Annotated in this window: 21 protein-coding genes; 4 read left to right on the forward strand and 17 right to left on the reverse strand. The window is 37.0% G+C overall.

Translation table 11 applies throughout. From position 1 onward, the window contains the following. Window positions 1-27: 27 nt before the first annotated feature. The 4 genes from cysE to purB form a co-directional block, all read right to left on the reverse strand. Window positions 28-684 (reverse strand): serine O-acetyltransferase, encoded by a 657-nt coding sequence (gene cysE / locus DFR78_RS09080; RefSeq protein WP_114458524.1) that lies wholly within the window; start codon window positions 682-684, stop codon window positions 28-30. A gap of 421 nt (window positions 685-1,105) precedes the next feature. Next, window positions 1,106-2,392, reverse strand: a complete 1,287-nt coding sequence (gene purD, locus DFR78_RS09085) for a phosphoribosylamine--glycine ligase (RefSeq protein WP_114458525.1) — start codon at window positions 2,390-2,392, stop codon at window positions 1,106-1,108. A 26-nt stretch (window positions 2,393-2,418) separates the two neighbouring features. Beyond that, on the reverse strand, window positions 2,419-3,690 hold the full coding sequence (locus tag DFR78_RS09090) for an adenylosuccinate synthase (protein WP_114458526.1): 1,272 nt from the start codon (window positions 3,688-3,690) through the stop codon (window positions 2,419-2,421). Between the two features lie 62 nt (window positions 3,691-3,752). Further along, the gene (purB, locus tag DFR78_RS09095; RefSeq protein ID WP_114458527.1) at window positions 3,753-5,051 is read right to left on the reverse strand and encodes an adenylosuccinate lyase; all 1,299 of its coding nucleotides are present in this window, start codon (window positions 5,049-5,051) and stop codon (window positions 3,753-3,755) included. 581 nt (window positions 5,052-5,632) lie between these two features. Here purB and DFR78_RS09100 point away from each other — a divergent pair. The 4 genes from DFR78_RS09100 to DFR78_RS09115 are packed head-to-tail and all read left to right on the forward strand — an operon-like array spanning window position 5,633 to window position 9,345. Beyond that, the gene (locus DFR78_RS09100) at window positions 5,633-6,727 is read left to right on the forward strand and encodes a DnaD domain protein (protein WP_114458528.1); all 1,095 of its coding nucleotides are present in this window, start codon (window positions 5,633-5,635) and stop codon (window positions 6,725-6,727) included. A gap of 14 nt (window positions 6,728-6,741) precedes the next feature. Beyond that, on the forward strand, window positions 6,742-7,764 hold the full coding sequence (locus tag DFR78_RS09105) for an ATP-binding protein (RefSeq protein ID WP_114458529.1): 1,023 nt from the start codon (window positions 6,742-6,744) through the stop codon (window positions 7,762-7,764). 2 nt (window positions 7,765-7,766) lie between these two features. After that, window positions 7,767-9,158, forward strand: a complete 1,392-nt coding sequence (locus tag DFR78_RS09110; protein ID WP_114458530.1) for a replicative DNA helicase — start codon at window positions 7,767-7,769, stop codon at window positions 9,156-9,158. After that, the gene (locus DFR78_RS09115) at window positions 9,145-9,345 is read left to right on the forward strand and encodes a hypothetical protein (RefSeq protein WP_114458531.1); all 201 of its coding nucleotides are present in this window, start codon (window positions 9,145-9,147) and stop codon (window positions 9,343-9,345) included. The genes DFR78_RS09110 and DFR78_RS09115 overlap by 14 nt, the downstream gene beginning before the upstream one ends. A gap of 26 nt (window positions 9,346-9,371) precedes the next feature. Here the strand turns inward: DFR78_RS09115 and DFR78_RS09120 are convergent, their stop codons facing one another. The 13 genes from DFR78_RS09120 to ychF form a co-directional block, all read right to left on the reverse strand. Further along, window positions 9,372-9,614 carry a PspC domain-containing protein gene (locus DFR78_RS09120; protein ID WP_233487033.1) on the reverse strand — a complete coding sequence of 81 codons (243 nt, stop codon included), beginning with the start codon at window positions 9,612-9,614 and terminating at the stop codon, window positions 9,372-9,374. Between the two features lie 562 nt (window positions 9,615-10,176). Then, window positions 10,177-11,361 (reverse strand): dihydrolipoamide acetyltransferase family protein, encoded by a 1,185-nt coding sequence (locus DFR78_RS09125; protein ID WP_114458533.1) that lies wholly within the window; start codon window positions 11,359-11,361, stop codon window positions 10,177-10,179. Continuing rightward, window positions 11,354-12,067, reverse strand: a complete 714-nt coding sequence (locus DFR78_RS09130; RefSeq protein ID WP_114458534.1) for a class I SAM-dependent methyltransferase — start codon at window positions 12,065-12,067, stop codon at window positions 11,354-11,356. The genes DFR78_RS09125 and DFR78_RS09130 overlap by 8 nt, the downstream gene beginning before the upstream one ends. Before the next feature lie 2 nt (window positions 12,068-12,069). Next, window positions 12,070-13,089 (reverse strand): ATP-NAD kinase family protein, encoded by a 1,020-nt coding sequence (locus tag DFR78_RS09135; RefSeq protein ID WP_114458535.1) that lies wholly within the window; start codon window positions 13,087-13,089, stop codon window positions 12,070-12,072. Further along, complete coding sequence (locus DFR78_RS09140) at window positions 13,089-14,063, reverse strand: alpha-ketoacid dehydrogenase subunit beta (RefSeq protein WP_114458536.1); 975 nt, start codon at window positions 14,061-14,063, stop codon at window positions 13,089-13,091. Before DFR78_RS09140 ends, DFR78_RS09135 begins: the two co-directional genes overlap by 1 nt. After that, entirely contained in the window at window positions 14,063-15,049 is a 987-nt protein-coding gene (locus tag DFR78_RS09145) for a thiamine pyrophosphate-dependent dehydrogenase E1 component subunit alpha (RefSeq protein ID WP_114458537.1), read from the reverse strand. Before DFR78_RS09145 ends, DFR78_RS09140 begins: the two co-directional genes overlap by 1 nt. Window positions 15,050-15,410: 361 nt before the next feature. Further along, a complete protein-coding gene (locus DFR78_RS09150; RefSeq protein ID WP_114458538.1) occupies window positions 15,411-17,369 on the reverse strand; it encodes a sigma-54-dependent Fis family transcriptional regulator in 1,959 nt (652 codons plus the stop codon). Between the two features lie 503 nt (window positions 17,370-17,872). Next, window positions 17,873-18,316 (reverse strand): 50S ribosomal protein L9, encoded by a 444-nt coding sequence (gene rplI / locus DFR78_RS09155; protein ID WP_114458539.1) that lies wholly within the window; start codon window positions 18,314-18,316, stop codon window positions 17,873-17,875. Between the two features lie 26 nt (window positions 18,317-18,342). Next, the gene (locus DFR78_RS09160) at window positions 18,343-19,227 is read right to left on the reverse strand and encodes a DUF2232 domain-containing protein (protein WP_114458540.1); all 885 of its coding nucleotides are present in this window, start codon (window positions 19,225-19,227) and stop codon (window positions 18,343-18,345) included. Window positions 19,228-19,326: 99 nt separating this feature from the next. Continuing rightward, window positions 19,327-19,539 (reverse strand): 30S ribosomal protein S18, encoded by a 213-nt coding sequence (gene rpsR, locus DFR78_RS09165; protein WP_114458541.1) that lies wholly within the window; start codon window positions 19,537-19,539, stop codon window positions 19,327-19,329. Between the two features lie 15 nt (window positions 19,540-19,554). Continuing rightward, window positions 19,555-20,010: a single-stranded DNA-binding protein gene (locus DFR78_RS09170; protein WP_114458542.1), complete on the reverse strand. Its 456-nt coding sequence runs from the start codon at window positions 20,008-20,010 to the stop codon at window positions 19,555-19,557. A gap of 26 nt (window positions 20,011-20,036) precedes the next feature. Further along, window positions 20,037-20,333, reverse strand: a complete 297-nt coding sequence (gene rpsF, locus DFR78_RS09175) for a 30S ribosomal protein S6 (protein ID WP_114458543.1) — start codon at window positions 20,331-20,333, stop codon at window positions 20,037-20,039. A gap of 194 nt (window positions 20,334-20,527) precedes the next feature. Beyond that, window positions 20,528-21,619 carry a redox-regulated ATPase YchF gene (ychF, locus tag DFR78_RS09180; protein ID WP_114458544.1) on the reverse strand — a complete coding sequence of 364 codons (1,092 nt, stop codon included), beginning with the start codon at window positions 21,617-21,619 and terminating at the stop codon, window positions 20,528-20,530. Window positions 21,620-21,795 lie beyond the last annotated feature (176 nt).

Raw genomic sequence — 21,795 nt, forward strand, 5'->3', positions numbered from 1 at the left:
TTTCTGTCATTTTCTGTTAAAAATGATTCAACTTATATTCTCGTAAGCTGTCTGCTCTACCAGTTTCTTTTTCAGCTCTATTAATTCTTTTTCCAGTTCCATCATCTTTTCTTTAATCGGATCAGGCAGATCCGCATGTTCCAGATCTCTTTCTGCATGAATTTTCCTGCCATTTTGGGCAACAACACGTCCCGGTACTCCTACAACTGTTGCATTTGCTTCTACTTCTTTGAGCACAACTGAACCTGCACCCACCTTTACATTATCACCGATCTTCATGGATCCAAGCACCTTTGCCCCAGCACCGATTATTACATTATTTCCAACGGTCGGATGGCGCTTACCTTTTTCTTTGCCTGTTCCACCAAGTGTAACACCCTGAAACAATGTTACATTATCACCTATTTCGGCAGTTTCTCCTATTACAACTCCCATACCATGATCAATAAAAAATCCCTGCCCAATTTCAGCACCTGGGTGAATCTCTATTCCGGTTAAAAATCTGGTCAGCTGTGAGATGATTCTGGGTAACGTTCTCAAACCTCTTTTGTAAAGAAAGTGAGAAAAGCGGTGAAAAAGCAGTGCATGCAGCCCTGAATAAGTCAGTATAACTTCCAGCAGATTATCTGCAGCAGGATCCCTATCAAAAACAGCATCTATATCAGCTTTAAACGTTTTAAACATAATAAAAAAACCTCCCTGAAGATATTTATAATCAATAAAATAATTAATATAAATATAAGTAAAATGCTCAACTTATATTTATATTATAACATCAGAGAGGCCAAATGCAAGTAAAATATTAATAGGAGTTTCCCAAAAATTTATTTTCAAGCTGCAAAAAGGGGGCTTTAGTCATCAATGAAATTTTTAGATTTATCTAAAACTCAATTCGGGTGTGAAATAGGGCACACTAATCAATGAGTCCTCCTGACTCATGATTAGCTCACTCCATCCTGCAGTTCAACCCTATTTCTTCCTTCATTTCGTTAGGATTCATTGACTAAAAATTTCAATATTCCTGTATCTCCCCTTTTTGCAGCAGTATATAAAAAATGGGGAAAGTCCAGAAATATTAATATTTAATTATTTTTATTCTGCCCAATCAGCCTTCTCTCTTTAACTGCATAGCAGTAAAGCCAATATCAGTTCTGTAGTGCATGTCTTCAAATTCTACTTCTTCGATATACTGATAAACTTTATCTACTGCCAAAAATAATCCTTCAGTAAGTACAGTAAGATTAAGCACTCTGCCTCCATCGGTTATAAACTTCCCGTTTTCCAAACGTGTGCCGGCATGAAATAACAGCAGATCATCAAAATGTTTTAATCTGTCAATTCCCTTTATTTCCTTACCACCAATATATGTCAGCGGATATCCTGCAGAACAGAGTACAACACAGGCAGCAGCTTTACTGTCAAATTCTATTTTCTCTTTTTTGTCTAATTTACCTTCAATAACCATTTCCAGAAGATCTATAAGATCTTCTTTTAACCTGGGCAGTATAACCTGAGTTTCTGGATCACCAAAACGGGCATTATAATCCAGCACCTTTGGCCCCTGTTCGGTAAGTATAATACCAACAAATAATACACCCTTATATTCAATATTTTCCGCCTCAAAGGCAGCAAACGTAGGGAGCAGAATTTTTTCACATATCTCTACCATTATTCTCTCATCCACAAATGGAGAGGGGGAATAAGCTCCCATCCCACCGGTATTGGGTCCTTCATCACCATCAAAAACAGCCTTATGATCTCTGGCTGTGGAAAAGGGGAGCATTGTCTCTCCATCACTTAAAGCAAAAACAGATACTTCTTCACCCTGCAAAAAGTCTTCTACTACAATACGGTCTCCTGCATCTCCAAAAACTTTATCTTCCATAATTCTCTCTACAGCATCCTGAGCTGATTCAAAGTTATGAGCCAGAATTACACCCTTACCGCGGGCCAGCCCTTCAGCCTTAATGACAATCGGGTAATCAGCATTTTTAAGATAGTCCAGTGCAGAATCAGGATCAGTAAAAATTTCAAATTCAGCTGTCGGTATATTATATTTTTTAAGAATATTTTTTGCATAAACTTTGCTTCCTTCCAGCAGAGCAGCCTGTTTTTTAGGGCCAAATATCTTTAAACCCCTCTCTTCAAAATAGTCAACAATACCTGCCACCAGAGGTTCTTCCGGCCCCACTACTGTGAGATCTATTTTATTTTCTTCTGCAAAATCTGCCAGCTGCTCAATATCATCTGCAGCAATATCCACCAGTGAGGCAAGTTCGGACATGCCGTCATTTCCTGGTGCGGCATAGATCTCCTCCACCCGTTCACTCTGGAATATTTTCCAGACTAATGCATGTTCTCTACCACCACTGCCGACAACTAAAACCTTCATAAACTGATCCTCCCTCCTTATCTAACTTATCTAACTATTGCTTCTTCTCTTTTTGGGCCAACACCTATTATTTTTACCGGAATACCACTGAGTTCTTCAATACGTTCTACATATCTTTTTGCATTTCCCGGCAGCTCTTCATATCTGCGGCAGCCTGTTATATCTTCCTCCCAGCCGGTCCAGCTTTCATAAACAGGTTCATAAGGTATTTCACTTTCTAAATAGGGTGGAAATTCTTCTACAGTTTTACTGCCGTGTTTATATGCAGTACAGATTTTTATTTCTTTGAGAGCTGAAAGTACATCAAGTTTGGTCAGAGCAATCTCAGTCAGTCCATTAACCCTTGCTGAATGCTTTAATACAGGTATATCAAACCAGCCACATCTTCTCGGCCTACCTGTTGTTACACCATATTCATGTCCTTTTTCCCGCAAAAATTTTCCCCATTCACCGTGCAGTTCTGTGGGGAATGGACCTTCTCCTACTCTTGTAAGATAGGCTTTGGTAACCCCGATTACATTATCAATAGTGGTCGGACCCATACCTGTTCCTGTACAGACACCACCTGCAGTTGGATTGGAAGATGTTACAAATGGATAGGTCCCATAATCAACATCCAGCAGAGTGCCCTGTGCTCCTTCAAAAAAGATTTTTTCTCCCCTTTTATATGCTTCATTTAATAATAGAGAAGTGTTGCAGACATGGCTTTTGATCTTTTCAATATATGGTTCATATTCTGCAATAAGATCATCTGCAGACAGTTTTTTAACACCATATATTTTTTCCAGAATAAGATTGTGATATGCCAGGGATTTTTCCAGCTTCTTTTTAAAGCGCTTTTTATCAAGTATATCTGCTATTCTGATACCGCGCCTTGCAGTTTTATCTGTATAACAGGGGCCAATACCTTTACCGGTGGTGCCTATCTTTTCATCCCCTTTTCTTTCTTCTTCCAGCTTATCAAAAAGTCTGTGGTAGGGCATTATTACATGAGCGGTTTCACTAATATAGAAATTTTTAAGATTTACTTCTCGCTTTTCCAGCCCTTTCATTTCCTCTACCAGAGCAGCCGGATCTATAACAACTCCACCACCTAAAATAGATTTTTTTTTGGGATAAAGAATACCAGAAGGTATGAGGTGTAGTTCAAATTTTTCGTCACCTACAATTACTGTATGTCCTGCATTATTTCCGCCGCCATACCTTACTACAATATCTGCTGTTCTGGCAAGCATATCTGTTATCTTGCCTTTCCCCTCATCTCCCCATTGAGCACCAACCACTACTTTATTTGCCATATATTCATCCGTTTATCCTAAAATAAGCGGACTTCCTCCTCTCATATTTACATAATTCTTTTTTATATTAATAATCCCGTTCTTTTATAAATATAATTTATATTTTTTAAATACGCCTGCCAGTCAAATATTTTATCAAGTTCATCTTCACTTAAAATTTCCATTATCTCTTTATCATTTTGTACAAGTTTTTTGTAATCTTCTTTTTTATCCCAGGCTTTAAGCGCATTCCGCTGAGCGAGTTCGTAAGCTTCTTCTCTGCGCAGACCCTTTTCTACCAGAGCAAGCATCAGCCGCTGAGAAAAGATAAGTCCATGTGTTTTTTCAAGATTATCCAGCATATTATCCTTATTTACAACCAGCTCTTCAATAACTTCCTTAAATTTAACCAGCATATAATCTATCAAAACTGCACTGTCAGGAAGTACTATTCTTTCAGCAGAAGAATGAGTTAAATCCCTCTCATGCCAGAGAGCTACATTTTCTAAAGCAGGTATTACATTACCACGTACAGCCCGGGCCAGCCCTGTCAGCCTCTCACAGATAATGGGATTCTTTTTGTGAGGCATGGCAGATGAACCTTTCTGTCCTCTGCGGAATCCTTCTTCTACCTCAAGAATATCTGTTCTCTGCAGGTTTCTAATCTCTGTGGCAAATTTTTCTATTGATGCTGCCACAAGGGCCAGCCTCTCAATAAAATCTGCATGGCGGTCACGCTGAAGAATCTGACTTGTAACAGCAGCGTTCTTGAGAGAAAGCTTTCTGCAGACTATCTCTTCTACTTCAGGTTTTATGCTGGCAAATGTACCAACAGCACCAGAAATCTGTCCCACAGCAACTACTTTAAGCAGCTGTTCAAATCTCAAAATATGTCTTCCTATTTCCTGATACCAGGTAAGAACCTTAAGTCCCCAGGTAATTGGTTCTGCATGTACCCCATGGGTTCTTCCCACCATTATGGTATCTTTATGTTCTATTGCCTCTGCTCCCAGAACAGTTGATAGCTCCCCTAAATCTTCCAGCACAAGCTCTACTGTTTCTTTCATCTGTACTGCTCTTGCTGTATCTTTAATATCAGAAGAAGTGAGTCCTTCGTGAATAAATCTTGCTTCCTCTCCCAATGAAGCAGAAATACCTTCAATAAAAGCTATCATATCATGTCTTGTTGTCTTCTCAATTTCTTTTATTTCTTTCAGATCAAGCCGAACATTATCTTTTATCTTTTTTACATCACTTTTTGGAATCTCTCCCAGTTCAGCTCTGGCTTCCAGAACTGCAATTTCTATATCAAGCCATATTTTGTACTTATTTTCCTCACTCCAGATCCTCTCCATTTGAGGTCTGCTGTATCTAGGCAGCAATTCAATCTTCCTTTCTAAACTTATTTAAACATTTTAATCCAGTTTAATATTAGCAGATAGATATCCCAGTGTCAAGAAATAGGCGGAAGTCCAGTTGTTTTCTTCTGGACTTTCCCCATTTTTTATATACTGCTGCAAAAAGGGGAGATGCAGGAATATTGAAATTTTTAGTCAATGAATCTTAACGAAATGAAGGAAGAAATAGGGTTGAACTGCAGGATGGAGTGAGCTAATCATGAGTCAGGAGGACTCATTGATTAGTGTGCCCTATTTCACACCCGAATTGAGTTTTAGATAAATCTAAAAATTTCATTGATGACTAAAGCCCCCTTTTTGCAGCTTGAAAATAAATTTTTGGGAAACTCCTAGTTTTCTTTTATTGACATTTCCCTTTACTTAATATTATAATGGTTATCCGCAAAAAATTAAACTAAACAGCCGATTTCTGCTGTTATTTTTATATCAGCACTTAAAAATATAAAACTCTTGGTTTACTATTGGCTTTTGTTATCTTATAATTATAATATGAGTGAATTTTTGTACCCTCTGATCCACCTTACAAAATGAAAGGAAGAACAGGGATGATAAAACAGAAAGATTTTAATCCATATAGAAAAAATATTAACTTTACAGATGGAGAAAGCCGTCAGACAGTCAATATTGCTGATAATTTTATAGAAAAGGGAATTTTCCGCAAATTAAATGGTCTGGAGTTTAAAGTTTTTATCTATCTTATTACCCACAGAGAGCAGCAGAGTGAAGCTGTAATAGAGATTCCCAGAACTGCCGCAGCACTGGGGCTTAAAATATCTCAATTAAAATATGCCCTTTCAGAACTTGAAGACAAATCTATTATTTCTGAAGGAGGAGAAAAAACACGTTCTTTAAAAACTTATTTTATTCATCTGGATGTCCTTCTTTCTGCTGAACCTCAACCTAAAAAGGAAGATGATGTCCCTCAGCATAAGGGCAGAGAGCTGAGAAAAGAAATTATCCGCTCAAATAAAGTCTCCAAAAATGAAATTGCAGCAGCTATTATTTCTTTTATCCCTCCAGACAGCAGAAGCCGCTACCGGAGGGATGAAATAAACGGGTGGCTGGAAGATTTTGAACTCAAAATGTTAAAAGAACTGGTTCGTCGGGTTGATAAGTGGATGGATCGTCAGGGTGGAAGTGATTATATGCAGGGTGCATATGCCTATCTTAGAGCAATCATTCAGAGCTGGTATGAAGATGAAATAACCAGCTATGAAGAGCTTCAGGAACAGGATAGGCTCCACCGGGAGACAAAAGAGCTGGCACAGGCTTATGGTATTAGAAGGTCTGATCTCAATACAGCCCAGCTTAAAACTTTTTTAAACTGGATTACCGGCAGTCAGGCTCTCAGCAAAGATCTGGCACTTGCAGCTATCCGCGAAGCTGTGCGCCGCAAAAGAGATGGTCAGCCTTCTTTAAAATATATAGAAGATAATTTTATCAATCCTATTAAAGAACTAGGTATTAAAAACAGGGCAGAGTTTAAACGCTGGCTGGAAAAAGAAATGAACAGCAGTCCGGCACAAAACTCAGGAAATAATAATTCCGGCAGCAGTAAAACTAAAAAGGACAGCACTGATGAAGCTGAAGAATATAAATGGAAGGACTTTTTTATCGATTTTGATAAATATAAAAAATAAAGGATGTGAAGCAGATGCCGTTTTCTTTTGAGGCCGATAAGTACAGAGGTAAGGCCAGAGAAAAATATCTGGAAGCAGAAAAAAGAATGATAAAAATACATAAAAAATATCCAGAAGTAAAACAGGCCTACAGCTACCTTCAGTCCTTAAAAAGAGAGTATTCTATGGCTAAGGTCGGGATTTTTAATAAAAATAAGATGCAGAAACATGAAATAAAAGAGCTGGAAGGTGCAATAAAAGAACTGGAAAAGCAGTATCATGCAATTCTCAAGAAAAATGATATATCTCTTAATTATAAAGAACCTGACTGGGACTGTGAGAAATGTCATGATACAGGCAGAATCTATGATGGTCAAAAATATGTAGTCTGCAGCTGTATTAAAGATGAGCTCAGAAAGAAAAAACAGCTGGCAGGCAATCTGCCCTCACATCTGCACAGTGCCACATTCAGCAGTTCCAATTTGAACTATTATGAACATAATATTATGAAAAACTCTGAACTCAGCTATTTTGAAAATGCAAAGAAAATTTACAAAATGGCAGCAACCTTTGTGCAGAACTTTAAAATTAATGAATTTAACCGCGGCCTAATTATTGAAGGTCCGATTGGAAGTGGAAAATCCTACCTTTTAGGCTGTATAGCAAATGCTTTAATTGATAGAGGTATCAGATTCCGCTATATTGTTTACTCAGATCTCCTTCAGCAGATAAGAAGTACATATAATGAAGAAAATCCCAGTCAGGATGAAAAAAAGATAATCAATGATGTTCAGGATATACCGGTACTGCTGATAGATGACCTGGGCACAGAAAAAGCATCTGATTTTGCAGCTTCTATTCTCTACCAGATTATAGATAAACGCTACCGTGAAGAAAGGCCGATTATACTTTCTACCAATTATTCTCTCGAAAATCTCAAAAAAAGATTCCCGATCATGGGAGAGCGGATCTTCCAGCGCCTTTTGGAAATGAACGAATATGTTGAATTAGCAGGTAATGTAAGAATTAAAATCATAGATGAACAGCAGGAGGCCTAGATATGTCAGGTAATTTAAGCTCATTAAATAAAAACGAAGATCGTTTTAACAAAAAAGAATATCAGCTTCTGGGTATACTGCTTCAGTTCCCAGATAAAATAGATGAAGTTGCCGATCTGCTGGAAGTAAAACACTTTTCCGATCCACAGGCACAGATAATTTTTGACATGCTTTTAAAACAGTACTATCACGAAAATCAGATTTCCAGAACCAAACTGCTGATAGATCTACAGGATCAGAATGCGGTATCTGAGCCAGAAGAAGTTATAGAAAGGCTTACTTCAGGTTTTAACTCAGAAGATGAATTAAAACCAACAGTAGATCTGATAAAAAAAGATTATCAGCGCTCACTTTTAAAAAAAGCAGCCTCCCGGATAAATGAGTTGGCTGACTCTAAAGATCTTTCTATTGATGATTATCAGGCAAGAGCTCAAGAACTTATCTTTGAAGCCACCAGTGAAAGTGATGATCTGCAGAAGCATGTTTATACCATGGAAGATGCACTTATGGAATCTTTTTCTAAATATATGGACCGCAAACACAAAAAAACCGATGTAGGTCTGCGGAGTGGTTTTATCTCCTTAGATAATCTGATCGGTGGTTTTAAACGCGGCCACCTTAATGTAATAGCTGCTTCGACCAGTATGGGAAAAACTGCTTTTGCCATCAATATTGCCAAAAATGTGCTGAAGAGAAATGCTCGGGTTGCTCTTATAAGTCTGGAGATGGATGCATCAGAGGTAATAGACAGAATGATCATACAGGAAGCACAGGTTAATGGCTGGAAATATAATCAGGGAGAAACAAATGATGAGGAAGATCAGCGGATTTCTAAAGCCCTGGATAATTTACACGATCTGCCGCTTATGATTTCAGATGAAAGAGGTTTAAACACAGCTCAGATAAGGGCACGGCTGCGCAAATTTAAAGCTCAAATGAATGGAATGGATCTTGCTGTTGTCGATTATCTGCAGATGATCCAGCTGCCGGAAGAACATGCTCAGAATACAGCTCGGGCTGTAGGAGAAATAGTTCTTCAGCTGAGGAATTTAGCTTCAGAACTGGATATACCTATTTTACTCATCTCTCAGATAAGCAGAAGCTTTACAGGCAGGACAGACAAAAGACCTGTTCTATCTGACCTGCGTGATTCCGGAAATATTGAAGAAGTTGCAGATGGGGTTATATTCCTCTACCGCTATGCACACACTTCTGCTAAAGCCAGAGAAGAAGCTGAAGCTGATGGAACAGAAAATGAAACCAATGTAATTATTGCTAAACAGCGTACAGGGCAGACTGGAGAAATTTTGCTTTACTTTGAAGATGAATTTATACGTTTTGCTGACCCCGAAAACATGTCTCTGGAAGGAATGATTCCTGATGATGAACTGTGATAAACTTGATCTTAAGGTTATTTTATCTTTTGCTAATTCCTACCGCAATCTTTATCAGGAAGGTACTATAAGTAAAGAACAGCTGAATAATGTTCTTTACTTAATCGACCACTATCAGGATTATAGGCCGGAAGAATTTCAACAAAATTTAAAGAATATTTTTCCTGACAGCACAGATAATCTCTAATGCTTTTTAGTAAAATCTTTTCCTGCTTACTGCCCGGGCCGATTATCCTCTTTTTGCTGATCCTCTCTGTAATGTGGATCAGCCTCTTTCTCTGCTGCATAATAATTGTTAGATCTGTTTTCAGATCTCCCTGCAGAACCAGGCGGCCTGTCTGGAATAATGGCCCATGCTATAAAATAAGCTATTAATCCTCCTCCACCTGTAGCAAAAATAAATATTATCGCTGCTAGCCTTACCAGAGTTGGATCAATATTAAAATATTCGGCCACACCACCACAGACTCCACCTATCTTTTTATCTTTTCTGGAACGATAAAGTCTTTTAATTTAAATCACCTCTCTCTAAAACAATTTCTTTTTTAACCATTCAAAATTATCTCCTTAAACGACTCCTGATTTATATTTAAATAATACTTAAAATCAAGAAACTTTCTTATTACAAGTGATTGATATGAAGCTGCTTCAAAATTTTATTTTTTTGTCCTCTTCCATAATTTTCCCCCAGATTTAGCAGATCTGTATATTCAACTTATCTGCTTTAATTATACAAAATTCACCTTATAAAAGCAAAATTATCTATGCAGGATTTTGCCAAAAATTTAATGAAACACAAAAAATCTCCCCCGGCAGACCCAGAACCTGTCTGTATTAAGGGGAGATTAATTTCTATAACTTAATCATATTTTATTATCTATCATATTTTATTGTCTAATGGACCTCTCATAATAATCCAGATACTATATGCTCCTTTTGCTTTAGATATTTTACTTTACACCATTCTGCTCTTTTTACACTCTAACATCCTATTCTTTAACATCCTATTTTTTAATGACTAAAACATCAAATAGGGCTCTTCTACAAATTCAGCAAATTTCTGCATAAACTCTGCACCTGCTGCTCCATCAACAGCTCTGTGGTCAACACCCAGGGTGAAGTTAATAATTTTTTTCTCCCTCACCAGGCCTTCTTCATTAAGATATAATTTGTTTTTGATAGTTCCTACAGCAAGAATTGCTGCCTGAGGTGGATTAATAATTGCGGTAAATTCGTCTATACCAAACATACCTAGATTTGTTATTGTAAATGTTCCACCTTCCAGTTCATCAAGATTCAGCCTGTTTTCTCTGGTTCTTGTAATCAGATCTTTACTTTTTTCGGCCAGCTGTTTTAGACTTAACTCTTCGGCATTTTTTACAACAGGTACCAGCAGACCCTCATCTACTGCTACTGCAAGTCCCAGGTTAACTTTATTAGAAACAGTTCCTCTTCCTTCTTCATCTACCACCATATTTAATTTTTTTGTTTCTTCTAATGCTTTAACTGCCACATAAGAAATCAAATCATTAAATGAAATATCCTTTCCTTTTTCTTTGAGATTTTTCTTTAGAACGAGAAGCTCATCAACTTCTATTTCTCGCCTCAGATAGATGTGGGGAGCACGCCAGCTTTCTGTGAGCCTTCTTGCTATCACATTTCTCATTCCACTTTCTTTTGGAACTTCTTTGTCTTTTTTAGCAGTTTTATCTTCTGCTTTACCTACATCTGACAGATATTTTTCGATATCTGCAACACTCAGACGGTCTCTGCCAAGAGCTTCTGCAGCATCTTCAAGTTTAATATTATTATCTGCTGCTATTTTTCGTGCCTTTGGTGCTGCCATTACTCTTCTGCCTTTTCTTTCTTTTCTGTCTGATTTATCTTTTTTTTCAGATTTTTCGGCTTTAGATTCTGTTTCTACTTCAACTTTTTTTTCTGCTTTTTTAGATGATTCATCTTCTTCCCAGCCGACAAGTTTTGCAACCGGTGTTTTTACCTTTACTGTTTCACCTTCTTCAACCAGAATCTCTTCTATTTCTCCATCTTCATTTGCTTCAACATCATTTGTAAGTTTTTCTGTTTCTACTGAGAATATAAAATCTCCTTTTTTGAATTTATCTCCTTCAGAAAGGTACCATTTTACAATAGTTCCTTCTTCCATTGTTAAACCAAGTTTGGGCATTACTAGTTCTTTAGCCATCAAAATCCTCCTTTTTCTCTACACTTCCAACAAGAAGAGCCCCTCTTTTTGGAAATCTTGTCTTAAATTCATCTTCCAGAGGTTTAAACCAGCGAAAATCTTCTGCTTTTTTAAAATATGGTGGTACAAAAAGGGTGGATTCCATTTCTACATCACCATATTTGGACAGAAGTGATTCCAGCTCTTCCCAGGTATAGAATTTACCTTCACTAAAAATAGATTCCTTTTCCAAACTTTCTGCTTTCCTTTTATAGGCCCAGGTGCTTTCTTTGTTTAAAACTCCAATAACAAGTTTTCCACTCTTCTTTAAAATTCTCCACATTTCTTTGCTTACTTCTTCTATCTTATCTTCATCTATAAATTCTATCATAGAATTTGAATAGACTATATCAAAATAATTATCAGGAAATGGCAGCTTTTTAGTGACATCTCCTTTTATAAATTCAATTTCTATTCCCTCAGCTTCAGCCAGCTCTTTTCCTGATTTAAGCATTTTTTCAGTTATATCAAATCCTACCACCTCTTCTGCTCTAACAGCAAATCGGCGCAGAAAATATCCTGTACCACAGCCAAGCTCTATTATTTTTTTGCCTTCACATTCTCCAATATGTCTTTTAAGACATTTATATTCATTTTCACCAACATATTTTCCTCTGTCAGTTCTGTACCAGTCTTCATAACCTTCTGCCAGTTCATCAAGTTCCATACCTACACCTCCAGCATTTTCTTTTCATCTGCCAGAGCAAGTACATCTTTATATTCTACAAATCTGACCGGTGCATAGCTGAGCTTAACTTCCAGCTGCTCTGTTTTCTTAACCGAAAGTTCTCGCTCCCCATCAAGGGCAATTATTCTCTGTTTTGAAGGCAGTTTTATTGTTTCCTCCTGCTCAATTTTGCGCCACCTTTTAATAGGTATCTCTTTAACCACACCAGGAGCAATTGCTGCTTTAACTGTTAGGCTGTTATTACCAATTTCAATAAAAACCCCACCTTCTTCATCTGCCCGCACCTGTGTCAGCCTGCCGGCAATTGAAACCATACCAATATCATGTGAGGTACTTCTGGTAACAAATAGTTCTTCCAGCTGTTCTGTATGCCAGAGCGCACGGCTGCCTATATAGGATTCATTTACTATTACAGCATCTATAAGGGCCATGTCTTCTACATTACCATCTCTGATAATATAAATACTCTTGATTGGACTGGTAACTTTTTGTCTTTCTTCTTCAGTAAAAAAGGTATAGAGACCTGCTGCCATTCCCAGCATTGTGCTTTCGGCCATGATTGGGAAAACATTATTGGTTCCGGTCGAAATTGACATAACAGGTGTTTTTTTCAGTGCTTTAACAACAACTCTATTTGTACCATCACCACCAAGAACGATAATTATATCAGTATCTTTTTCTTCCATCAGTTCGGCTGCATTAGAAGAATCTTCAGCTGAACCTCTGATGGACATATCCATAATCTCTACATCAAGTTTAAAGTTTTCTTTTTCCTCTCCCCAGAGCCCATTTAAAGCTTCATGCCCTATACCAAAAGAATCCGGCATTATATATACTTTATCAATATCCAGTTTGTTTAAGGCCAGCAGAATTCTTCTTACTATATTGACTTTTTCTGCATTATCAAATACTGAGCCATGTGCTACCAACCTCCGGATATCTCTTCCGGAGGCCGGGTTAGCAATAATTCCAACAGTTCTTTTTTTTCTTTCAGACTGCATTAAACCATCTCTTTAACTGCAGATATTATTTTTTCTGGCCCTGGTATATATACTTTTTCTAAAGCACTGCTGAATGGTACAGGTGCATCAGGAGCACAGATTCTTTTTATGGGTTGTTCGAGAAGAAATAGTCCTTCTTTTGCAACTACTGCAGATACCTCGGAAGTAAAGGAGCCTCTTTTTGTTTCTTCAGAAGCAATTATCAATTTACCGGTTTTCTCTACTGAATCCAATACAGTTTCTTTATCAAATGGAACCAGTGTTCTTGGATCTATAACTTCAATTTCTATTCCTTCTTCTGCCAGCTTTTCAGCAGCTTCCAGAGCATAGGTAACAAGTATGCCTGTGGCAACTACAGTAAGATCTTTACCTTCTCTTTTAACATCTGCTTTGCCGAGTGGAATAGTAAAATCTTTGTCATCCGGAACTTCACCTTTGTGATTATAAAGTATTTTGTGTTCAAAAAAGATAACAGGATTGTCATCTCTGACAGCAGATTTGAGAAGTCCTTTTGCATCAGCAGGTGTGGATGGATATACAACTTTTAGACCGGGAACATGGACAAACCAGGCTTCAGTTCTCTCAGAGTGCTGTGCTGCTGCACCAATACCTGCCCCATTGGGAGCCCTTAAAACCATTGGTACTTTTGCCTGTCCACCTGTCATATAACACATTTTGGCTGCCTGATTGAAAATTTCATCCATCGGTACACCCAAAAATCCAGCAAACATGATCTCTGCTATTGGTCTGCTTCCTGTCATAGCAGCACCGACTGCACTACCTACAATTGCTGTTTCAGTAATAGGTGTATCCCGTACTCTATCTTCACCAAATCTTTCTACTAGATCTCCTGTAACTCCAAAACATCCGCCAAAAACTCCAACATCTTCTCCCATTATAAATACTGATTTATCTCTTTCCATTTCTTCTGCCATTGCTTCTCGAAGTGCTTCTGCATAAGTTAATTTACTCATTAAACTCCCTCCCCATAATAAACATCTGTTGTGACTTCTGAAGGATCAGGATCAGGACTGTTCTGTGAAAAATCAACTGCTTCTTTAATCCTGGCTTCTACTTTTTCCTTCAGCTCATCATATTCTGCATCGTCGAGGAGTTCCTGATCTTTTAATAAATTTTTAAATCTGCTAATAGGATCTTTCTTTTTCCACTCTTCTAATTCTTCATCTGAACGATATACTGTAGGATCTCCTTCAAAGTGGCCGCGGTGGCGGTATGTCTTACATTCTACCAGACTGGGCCCTCCACCATTTCTAGCCTTTTTAACAGCTTCAGTTACAGCTTCATTTACTGCCATGACATCATTTCCATCTACTGTAACACCAGAAATACCATAGGCTACTGCACGATCTGATACATCCTTTATATTCTGACCTTTCCGGCCATCTGATCTGTACTGAGGCATAGAAATAGCATACATATTGTTTTCACAGACAAAAACTACCGGCAGATTCCATATAGAGGCCAAATTTATTGCTTCATGGAATGTACCCCTATTGGAGGCACCATCTCCAAAAAAGCATAAAGTTACTGCACCTGTATCAAGAATCTGACTTGTTATACCAGAACCTGCTGCAATAGGCAGGCCAGCACCAACAATACCATTTGCGCCTAAAATACCCAGGCTGACATCAGCAATGTGCATTGAGCCACCCTTACCTTTGTTATATCCTGTGGCTTTGCCAAAAATTTCAGCCATCATCTTGTTTACATCCCCGCCTCTGGCAAGCAGATGACCATGACCTCTGTGCGTACTTGTAATATAATCTTTTTCTTCCAGAGCATTACATGCACCAACTGCTACTGCTTCTTCACCTAAATAAAGGTGAACAAAGCCTGGTATTTCACCTTCTGCAAAATGTTTCTGCACTGTTGATTCAAATTCTCTGATTACCATCATATCTTCCAGCATTTGAATCATTTTATCTTTGCTTTCTTTCAAACTTATCTCCCCCTATTATTAATATTTCTGTCCAGCAGAAAAGATTGAGCCACCTCCCTTAAAATCATAATTTTTTTCCTTTTCAAAATATTAATAATGCATTAATCGTTCCATTAATTAATTAGTTATTAATTATTAATTAATTTGCTTTAAATTCCCTTTTATATCAAGGAACTTGTTTTTCATTTAAAAACAATAGTGATTAAATATAATTTATTAATATTGTGAATATTTTAATTTTTGTATCATTTTGAAACATTTATATAATTTGAAATCTTTTCTTTTTACTGGTTTGCTAATAAAAAAAGGGTGTATGTCTCATAATGAGACAATAAAATAATTTGTTTCATAATGAGACATATTAAAGGTCAATATTGTATTTTTGAGCTTTGCGGTAAATAGTTGACCGGCTGATTCCCAGCTTTTCTGCTGCCTGAGTAATGTTTTTTGATTTCTTTAATGAAAGATTTATCAAGATCTCTTCCATCTGATCTATTTTCAGCAGTGGAATTTTTTCGGGATTTAATGGCACACTGGTCTTTTCTTTTTTTAATTCATCAGGCAGCAGATCAGATCTTATTACACCATCATCAGAAAGAAGTGCTGCCCTTTCTATTAAATTCTGCAGTTCTCTTACATTACCCGGCCAGCTGTAATTTTGAAGGATTTTTATTACTTCTTCTTCTACTCCATAGATATCCTTATTACTCTGCTGATTGACAATAGAAATAAAATGTTCAATCAGCAGTGGAATATCTTCAGTTCTTTCTCTAAGTGGGGGCATCTTAAGATTAACAGTATTTAAACGAAAATAAAGATCTTTGCGAAAATTTCCTTTTTTAACTTCTTCTTCCAAAACTTTATTTGTTGAGGCAATTATCCTTACATCTACCAGAATCGGTTCAAGTCCTCCAATTCTGGTGATTTCTTTCTCCTGCAGTACCCGCAGCAGGCTGGCCTGCATATTGAGCGGCATCTCTCCTATTTCATCTAAATGAAGTGTCCCACCAGAGGCAAGTTCAAATTTACCGGGCCTGCCTTTTTTTCGAGCTCCTGTAAAACTACCACCTTCATAACCAAAAAGTTCACTCTCAAGCAGGCTCTGCGGTATAGCTGCACAGTTAATACTCAAAAACACCTGTTCACGGCGGGGGCTGCTGTTGTGAATGGCCTGAGCCATCATTTCTTTTCCTGTACCACTTTCCCCTTCTATGAGCACAGCTGCATCACTATCACTGATTATCTTAGCCATCTCCACAACCTCATTTAAACTGCTGCTGTTTCCTATAATATCATCAAATTTAAATCTTGCTTCTGATCCAGCTATTCTGTTAACCATTTTTTTAACAGCCTTCATCCGGCGCAGTATTATAATAAAACCATCCGGGATCCCCTTTCCACCAGGCAGCATTCTGGCTGATGAGTTAAAATATATTTTTTTCCCATCTCCGTGCAGATAAATATCTTCATCATTAAATATTCTGTGTTCAGAAAGCATCTTCTCAACTACTTTTTGTTCTCCTAAAACATCTTTTATATCTTTATTCAGTGCATTTTCTTTTTTTATATTTAACATTCTTGCAGCCGCCTGATTGATACTTATTATACTGCCCATTTTATTAATTGATATTAGGCCTTCTGACATAGAGTTAATAACAGCAGTTGCAAACTCATGTGCCTGCTCTAATTCTCTATTTCTTTCCATCAGGGCCAGCTGATGTTCAACTGCCTGAGCAGCTGCAGCCACCATCCCCAGAGTATGTGGATGAGCACATTCACAGGGGCCGGTCATATCCAGAATTCCAATCAGCTCTCCCTCTGGATTATGTATTGGAGCAGCAGAACAGGTCCACGGATGGTGTTTTTTACAGTAATGTTCTTCACCCACTACCTGAAGAGGTTTATCTACTTTAATACCTGTTCCAATTGCATTAGTTCCGACTTTTTCTTCTGACCAGTATGAGCCAGGAGTAAATCTCATCTCCATAGCTCTGTTCATAATTTTTTCGTCACCTGTAACTTCTACTATCATACCTCTGCTGTCAGTCAGTACTACAACAAAATTTGAGTTTTCTACTATCTCTGCCAGCTCATTCATAAAAGGTCTGGCTATTTCTATTAAATCTCGGTTGGCTTTCCTTATCCGCATGAGGAGTTTTTTTTCGATTATATTACCTTCTCCACCATATGGATCAACTTTTAAGTTTTTACACCTATGCCAGGATTCTGTTATTATATTTTTATCAAAATCATCTGATATCTCACCTTTTTCTACAAACGATTTCCACTCTTGATAAGCTTTTTTATTAAAAATATGCATTTTCTACTCACCTCATCTATTCTCATTTTTTAATACATCATTTTTCAAAACATGATAGTACAAATCTTTTGCTGCTAATATACTCTACTTCCCTATATATACTATTAAATCTCAAACTATCTTTTCCTGCTGTAGAAATCTCAAAAATCAGCATAAGGCTGTCTTTAATTCCTGTTCATTTTTTATCAGGTCCAAACCAATATTTCCAGACTTATTTTCGAATTCAGCTCTGCTGCAGGATCATCTGCCAGCACCAGTAAGGTAAGTTTTTGATGGTAATATCTCTGATTTGCCGAAAAGTCTGCAGAAAAAATTAAAGAACATGGATTAGCACAGATTATTGAATTTAAAAAACTCACCCTGTTAATATTATCTCATAAATTCATAACTTCTCTGAGATTATTAACAGAATGAGTTTTCTTTTTATATTTTATTTAAAACAGCCAAGAAAACTCCCTCTAAATCTGTAATTTAGGTGGAGAGGTTCACATTTTTTAACTGTCTTATTTTTCCTGAACAGATATTTTAAGTTCTGCAGATATATCATCATATATTTTTACATCAATTTTGTGCATACCCAGAGTTTTTATATGATCATCAAGATCTATTTTTCTTTTGTCGATATCATATCCTTTTTCTGCAGCTGCTTCTGCAATATCTTTTGTTGTAACTGAGCCAAATAATCTTCCACTTTCCCCAGCCTTAACTTTAACAACAAACTTTTCTGATTCCAGTTTTTCTTTTAACTGTTCTGCTTTCTTTCTTCTCTGTTCTTCTTTTTTCTCTTTTTTGCGTTCTTTCTGCTTTAGCTGTTTTATTTTCCCTTCAGTTGCTTCTACTGCCAGTCCGCGGGGAAAAAGATAATTACGTGCATACCCATCGGCTGCATCAACAACATCACCTTTACTGCCGAGTTTTTTTACGTCTTTTTTTAGTATTACTTTCATAACTTTTACCTCCTATTTCAGGAATTTTAACCAGGTTGATCATTCTGCTTTCTTAAATTAAACCACATATCTATAAATCCCAGCAATATCAATGCCATCGGAATAGGTGGCAGTATAAGTATTATAAATACTGCCAAAATTTTGGGTAAAAAAGAATCTGTTTTTGCGGAAATAAAATACATTAAAACAGCAAATCCCTGCAAAAATGCTAAAAAGAATAAATATATATTTAAATTAAAGAAAATAGGATTATTTTTTAGAAAAAGCGAAACAACTACGGCAGCAGAAATGGGCCAGCGGGGCATAAACCATTTATTGAATTTTTTATATATTTCAATGTTTAAACCACGCCTCCGCAAATACCAGGCAGATATATAATAATTAAAAATACCCGTTATTGTTGAAGAAACTGCCAGCAGAGCTGGTAAAATCATACTTATAAATCCGATCTGGGCATTTACCATCTGTTCTAAAGAAACCTGATCCAGATCACTGCTGAAACTCTTTACTGCATTCTGAATAAAACTCTGCAGGTTAATTCCTAAAATTTGATCTGCAATAAGCATTATTAATGTCTGTGAAATTATCACAGCAACTACTGATACAATCAGTGTTTTTTTGGGAGACAGCCCCTCCTTAACTGCATTCCCTATAATAAAACCTACCAATCCAAATCCAATAACCGTCATTAAACCCATTAAAGGACCAAATAAAGCACCATTTATTAATGCTGCAATAGCAATAACAGTTATTACTCTGCCCGTTTTTTCCTTCTGGACCAGATAAACTACTGGCACCGGCCACAGAATCATTACTGCCAGACTAAAAATTGGCAAATAGAAATTTACCATTGTTAATAATATTATATAAATAATAGTTTTTATACTATCTTTATACTCACTAATATTCATCTGCCGTTATCACCTCATCAGACGGCAAAAGCTGTCCAATTATTATGTTAATATAACTAGAGGAGGCATAATTTAACATTTTGCCTCCTCAATTATTATTTACTCTTTTACATATGGTAGCAAAGCTACTGTTCTTGCTCTTTTGATAGCTTTAGTAATATCTCTCTGATGTTTTGAACAATTACCTGTTATTCTGCGCGGTATAATTTTACCACGATCAGTAAGGTACCTATTTAAAGTTCTTAAATCTTTATAATCTATTTTTTTATCACTGCCGCAAAAATGACAGGATTTATTATGTCCTCGTGCCATTATTCTACCTCCTTTTCAAAATGGTACATCAAAATCGTCTGGATCAAATTCATCATCAAAATTTTTGTCAAATTCATTCTGGGCGGAATTATTCTGCTTATTTTCTTTGTTTTGATCTGAATAATTGTTATTCTGACTCTGATTTTGATTGCTGTTGGCATAATCTAGAAAACGTACATTATCTGCTGTAACTTCTGGATTTATATAAGTACGGTTATTGTTTTCGCTTTTTCTAATATGCAGTGAACCATCTACACCAACCAGTCTTCCTTTTCCTAGATGACGGGCACAATTTTCTGCCAGTCCACGCCAGGTTACAATCTTAATGAAATCTACATCTCTTTCTCCCTGACGATTTGTATAGTTTCTTTCAACTGCAAGTGTAAAATTGCAGACTGGAGTTCCATTACTGGTATAGCGGAGTTCCGGATCACGTGTAAGTCTGCCGATCAGTACTATTCTATTTAACAAGGTTGTTCACCACCCCGGTATAATATTTAAGATTCCTGACGAATTACCAAGTAACGGAGTACACCATCCATAATTTTAAATATTCTTTCAAGTTCTTTTACTACATCTGTATTAGCATTAAACTGAAGAATTGTATAATCACCTGAACGGTAATCTTTAATTTCGTAGGCTAATTGTCTCTTGCCCCAGGCATCAACACCTGTTACTTCACCATCATGATCAAGAATAATTGATTTAACCCTTTCCAAAATCTCTTCTTTACCTTCATCATCTAGATCCGGCTTGAGAACAAAAGTTGTCTCATAAGCTCTTATATTTTCCATAATTTTCACCCCCTCCATGTGGACAAATGGCCCTGCTTCCAGCAGAGCATGGAAATTACCAATCTAAATTATAGCATTAATTTAGCCATGATGCAAATTTTTTTATTTTGTATTCGTGTATTCGTACCCGGTACTATAGACAGGTATTAGTACCAGGTACTAAAACTCCTATTGGTACCTGGTACTAAAAGGTACTATACATTAAATCTAAAATGGCAGACATCTCCATCTTTAATAATATAATCTTTACCTTCAAGCCTCAGCAGGCCTTCTTCTCTAGCTGCTGCTATTGAACCAACTCTTTTTAAATCATCAAAACTAACTACTTCTGCCCTTATAAATCCTTTTTCCATATCAGAGTGTATTTTCCCAGCAGCTTCTGGTGCAGATGCACCTTTCTGTACCGTCCAGGCCCTGCATTCCTGTTTGCCAGCAGTCAAAAATGTTATCAAATTCAGCAGCTCATAACTGGCACGTATAACTCTATCCAGTCCAGAGCTTTGGAGACCAAGTTCTTGCAAAAATATTTCTTTTTCTCCTTTATCTAGTTCTGCAATATCTGCTTCAATTTTAGCACTAATTTCTACAACACGAGCTCCATCTTTTACTGCATGTTCTTTTACCTCTTGAACCAGTTCATTATTGTCAGCACCTATATCCTCTTCATTAACATTGGCCAGATAAATAATCGGTTTAGCACTTAAAAGCTGCAGTTCTTTGATAATTCTTTTTCCAGTTTCATTTAATTCTAACTGACGAATATTTTTTCCCTCTTCAAGAGTCTCAGCAATCTTTTTGATAACTTCCAGCTCCTGAAGATATTTTTTGTTTCCACTTTTAGCCTGTTTTTCTGTCTTCTCCATTCTTTTTTCAACCACAGTTAAATCTGCCAACATAAGTTCTGTATTTATTATATCAATATCTCTATCAGGAGATATTTCTCCATCAACATGAGCTATATTTTCATCTTCAAAACATCTTACTACCTGAGCTACTGCATCGACCTCTCTAATATGGGACAAAAACTTGTTGCCCAATCCCTCTCCTCTGCTTGCACCCTGTACCAAACCTGCAATATCTACAAATTCTATAACAGTTGGGGTAGTTTTCTCAGGTTCATAAAGTTCAGAGAGCCAATCCAGTCTTTTATCTGGGACCGGAACTATTCCGACATTTGGATCTATAGTACAAAACGGGTAATTTTCTGCATCTGCCCCTGCTTCGGTTAATGCATTAAACAGGGTGGATTTTCCTACATTAGGCAGACCAATAATTCCTATTTTCATCTAAAAAAACTTCCTTCCTTCTTTTGTTCATTTATTTCTATATTGACGGTCATTATTGACCCTCCTCGGGGCAAGCCCACAAGGATTCCTGCTTCTTAGAAGTGGTAACCCACCATCTCCACAGGCTTAAAATCCTGTTAGCCCAACAGTATATCCTCTAACTTGCCTTTTGTATT

Source organism: Halanaerobium sp. MA284_MarDTE_T2 (assembly GCF_003337245.1).
Lineage (GTDB): Bacteria > Bacillota > Halanaerobiia > Halanaerobiales > Halanaerobiaceae > QPJE01.

Coding starts and splice junctions, on each gene's coding strand:
- cysE (WP_114458524.1), bottom strand. CDS start 684: ATGTTTAAAACGTTTAAAGCTGATATAGATGCTGTTTTTGATAGGGAT.
- purD (WP_114458525.1), bottom strand. CDS start 2,392: ATGAAGGTTTTAGTTGTCGGCAGTGGTGGTAGAGAACATGCATTAGTC.
- DFR78_RS09090 (WP_114458526.1), bottom strand. CDS start 3,690: ATGGCAAATAAAGTAGTGGTTGGTGCTCAATGGGGAGATGAGGGGAAA.
- DFR78_RS09100 (WP_114458528.1), top strand. CDS start 5,633: ATGATAAAACAGAAAGATTTTAATCCATATAGAAAAAATATTAACTTT.
- DFR78_RS09105 (WP_114458529.1), top strand. CDS start 6,742: ATGCCGTTTTCTTTTGAGGCCGATAAGTACAGAGGTAAGGCCAGAGAA.
- DFR78_RS09110 (WP_114458530.1), top strand. CDS start 7,767: ATGTCAGGTAATTTAAGCTCATTAAATAAAAACGAAGATCGTTTTAAC.
- DFR78_RS09115 (WP_114458531.1), top strand. CDS start 9,145: ATGATGAACTGTGATAAACTTGATCTTAAGGTTATTTTATCTTTTGCT.
- DFR78_RS09125 (WP_114458533.1), bottom strand. CDS start 11,361: ATGGCTAAAGAACTAGTAATGCCCAAACTTGGTTTAACAATGGAAGAA.
- DFR78_RS09130 (WP_114458534.1), bottom strand. CDS start 12,067: ATGGAACTTGATGAACTGGCAGAAGGTTATGAAGACTGGTACAGAACT.
- DFR78_RS09135 (WP_114458535.1), bottom strand. CDS start 13,089: ATGCAGTCTGAAAGAAAAAAAAGAACTGTTGGAATTATTGCTAACCCG.
- DFR78_RS09140 (WP_114458536.1), bottom strand. CDS start 14,063: ATGAGTAAATTAACTTATGCAGAAGCACTTCGAGAAGCAATGGCAGAA.
- DFR78_RS09150 (WP_114458538.1), bottom strand. CDS start 17,369: ATGCATATTTTTAATAAAAAAGCTTATCAAGAGTGGAAATCGTTTGTA.
- rplI (WP_114458539.1), bottom strand. CDS start 18,316: ATGAAAGTAATACTAAAAAAAGACGTAAAAAAACTCGGCAGTAAAGGT.
- DFR78_RS09160 (WP_114458540.1), bottom strand. CDS start 19,227: ATGAATATTAGTGAGTATAAAGATAGTATAAAAACTATTATTTATATA.
- rpsR (WP_114458541.1), bottom strand. CDS start 19,539: ATGGCACGAGGACATAATAAATCCTGTCATTTTTGCGGCAGTGATAAA.
- rpsF (WP_114458543.1), bottom strand. CDS start 20,333: ATGGAAAATATAAGAGCTTATGAGACAACTTTTGTTCTCAAGCCGGAT.
- ychF (WP_114458544.1), bottom strand. CDS start 21,619: ATGAAAATAGGAATTATTGGTCTGCCTAATGTAGGAAAATCCACCCTG.